Below are 2381 nucleotides of genomic sequence, written 5' to 3'. Positions count from 1 at the left end.
GGCCGAGGCCGGCCCCCAGCGCATCGATTTCGGCCACGGGAAATTGCGGATGATATCAGGCACCAGGTCCGCGATGATCTGTTCGGCCGCCCTGCCCGGCTTCGAAATGTGGGCGACATAAAAATCGCCCTTCTTCGGATCGGAATGGACATGCGCCTCGGCGATCGAGGAAAGTCCGGCCTTGCGCAGGAAGCCCTGGACCGCCTGTTCGGGCGCCGATGTCGAAGGCCCCTTGATCTCTTCGTTTATATCCTTCGAGCGCGCGGTGAGACCCCTGATGTCGAGGGTCAGCCGCCGCGGCGTCCAGTACTCGCGCGCCGCCTCATAGGTCAGCCCCGCCTCGACCAGGCCGTCAGTCAGCATCTTCCTGAGATCGCCAGCCGCCTTGCGCTGCATGCGGGCGGGAATCTCTTCCGAGCGGAGTTCTAGAAGCAGGTCAGGCATGGATGGGGCTCACGCGGCAAAATGGTCCGGGCGGGGGCATAGCAACTCGGCTGGCCGCTGTCACCCTTTCCGCACGGGGATCGCCGATTTGCGCCCGTTTCCAGAAATTTTGGCCATCCTGTCGGGACGAGACCGCGCCACCCGTCCTTGGATCAAAGATTTCCATGAACCGAACGCAGCGCTGAAGCGACCCACGCTCAGGCAGGGAACATTTGGCTCAACGACCATGAAAACGGCATCCAGACTTCTGCAGATCCTCGCACTCGGCGCCTGCTTCACCGCGCAGGCTCACGGTGCCTTCTCGATGCCGGGCGTTCGACAGGCATTGCGCACAATCGACGGTGCCAGCAGCCAGAACATACTGCCGATCAAAGCTTCCTTCGAGATGATGAAGCGGGCCTGAGACTCAGGCCGCCAGGCCACCCGCCTGCGTCTTCAAAAACGCCTCACCGCAGGCCTTCGCCAGATTGCGCACCCGCAGGATGTAGCTCTGCCGTTCGGTGACCGAAATCACGCCGCGCGCGTCAAGCAGGTTGAAGACATGGCTGGCCTTGATGCACTGATCATAGGCCGGGAAAACCATGCGGTGCATCGGCAGATTGTCGTTCGATGCCGGCGCGCCGGCATCGAGCAGCGCCTTGCATTCGGTCTCGGCGTCCTCGAAGTGGCGCAGAAGCATCGCCGTGTTGGCGTGTTCGAAATTGTGGCGCGAATATTCCTGCTCGGCCTGCAGGAAGACATCGCCATAGGTGACCTTGTCGGCGCCTTCCCGGCCGTTGAAATTGAGGTCGTAGACATTGTCGACGCCCTGCACATACATGGCCAGCCGCTCCAGCCCGTAGGTGAGTTCGCCGGCCACCGGTGCGCATTCGATACCGCAGACCTGCTGGAAATAGGTGAACTGCGAGACTTCCATGCCGTCGCACCAGCATTCCCAGCCGAGACCCCAGGCGCCCAGCGTCGGGCTTTCCCAATCATCCTCGACGAAGCGGATGTCGTGCAGCAGCGGATCGACGCCGATCGCCGCCAGCGAGCCGAGATAGAGTTCCTGCAAGTTGGGCGGGTTCGGCTTCAGGATCACCTGGTACTGGTAATAATGCTGCAGCCGGTTCGGGTTCTCGCCATAACGCCCGTCCTTGGGGCGGCGCGAGGGCTGGACATAGGCAGCGTTCCAGCGTTTCGGGCCGAGCGCGCGCAGCGTCGTTGCCGGATGAAAGGTGCCGGCGCCGACTTCCATGTCGTAGGGTTGCAGGATGACGCAGCCATAGGCCGCCCAATAGTTGTGCAAGGTCAGGATCAGCCCCTGGAACGAGCGGCTGGGATGCATATGGGCGGGGATTTCAATTGTCACGGGTGGCCTCGACAGCACAGGCTAGCTTGCCGGCACGTCCTAGAGACACGGCGGCGAAGCGTCAAGCAAAGCACGACGATGCGGTTGCGCCGACATTATGGAGCTGGCCCATTGCCCATCTCTCGGGCCTGCGCTCTGTTCGCCTGTGCAGCAACGACAACAGGTTTCAGCCATGCCCAGCCCGATCGTCATCCGCCCCGTTGCGCGACAGGATTTCGAGCAATGGCTGCCGCTGTGGGACGGCTACAATGCATTTTATGGCCGCTCGGGCGAAACGGCCCTGCCGGGTGAGATTACCCAGATGACATGGTCGCGTTTCTTCGATGCCTATGAGCCGGTCCACGCGCTGGTGGCCGAAAGCGAGGGACGGCTTCTCGGCCTCGTGCATTATCTCTTCCATCGCAGCACCACGGCGATCGCGCCGAATTGCTATCTGCAGGACCTTTTCACCACGCAGGCATCGCGTGGCAAAGGCATCGGACGGGCGCTGATCGAGGGCGTCTACGAGCGTGCCCAGGCGGCCGGCTCAGGCCGGGTATACTGGCTGACGCATGAGACCAATCACACGGCGATGAAGCTTTACGAC

Annotated in this window: 4 protein-coding genes; 2 read left to right on the top strand and 2 right to left on the bottom strand. The window is 62.3% G+C overall.

Annotation, left to right across the window (positions count from 1 at the left end; genetic code table 11):
* Window positions 1-444 (bottom strand): glycine--tRNA ligase subunit beta (locus ENZ75_RS28935; protein WP_128278512.1); only part of this gene is annotated, 444 nt, incomplete at its 3' end.
* 88 nt (window positions 445-532) lie between these two features.
* Between ENZ75_RS28935 and ENZ75_RS28930 the strand changes: the two genes are divergently transcribed.
* A complete protein-coding gene (locus ENZ75_RS28930; RefSeq protein ID WP_127224221.1) occupies window positions 533-847 on the top strand; it encodes a hypothetical protein in 315 nt (104 codons plus the stop codon).
* Window positions 848-850: 3 nt separating this feature from the next.
* Here the strand turns inward: ENZ75_RS28930 and ENZ75_RS28925 are convergent, their stop codons facing one another.
* The gene (locus ENZ75_RS28925; protein WP_174299093.1) at window positions 851-1771 is read right to left on the bottom strand and encodes a glycine--tRNA ligase subunit alpha; all 921 of its coding nucleotides are present in this window, start codon (window positions 1769-1771) and stop codon (window positions 851-853) included.
* A 196-nt stretch (window positions 1772-1967) separates the two neighbouring features.
* Here ENZ75_RS28925 and ENZ75_RS28920 point away from each other — a divergent pair.
* On the top strand, window positions 1968-2381 hold a 414-nt coding region (locus ENZ75_RS28920), incomplete at its 3' end, for a GNAT family N-acetyltransferase (protein WP_164888079.1).

Source organism: Mesorhizobium sp. M7A.F.Ca.CA.002.04.1.1 (assembly GCF_004022805.1).
GTDB lineage: Bacteria > Pseudomonadota > Alphaproteobacteria > Rhizobiales > Rhizobiaceae > Mesorhizobium > Mesorhizobium ciceri.
Note: the sequence above shows the minus strand (reverse complement) of the source record. Positions and strands in the feature narration are given on the sequence as shown.

Bases quoted from the DNA above. Each gene is read 5' to 3' on its own strand.
- ENZ75_RS28925 (WP_174299093.1), bottom strand. From the start codon at position 1,771: ATGCATCCCAGCCGCTCGTTCCAGGGGCTGATCCTGACCTTGCACAAC.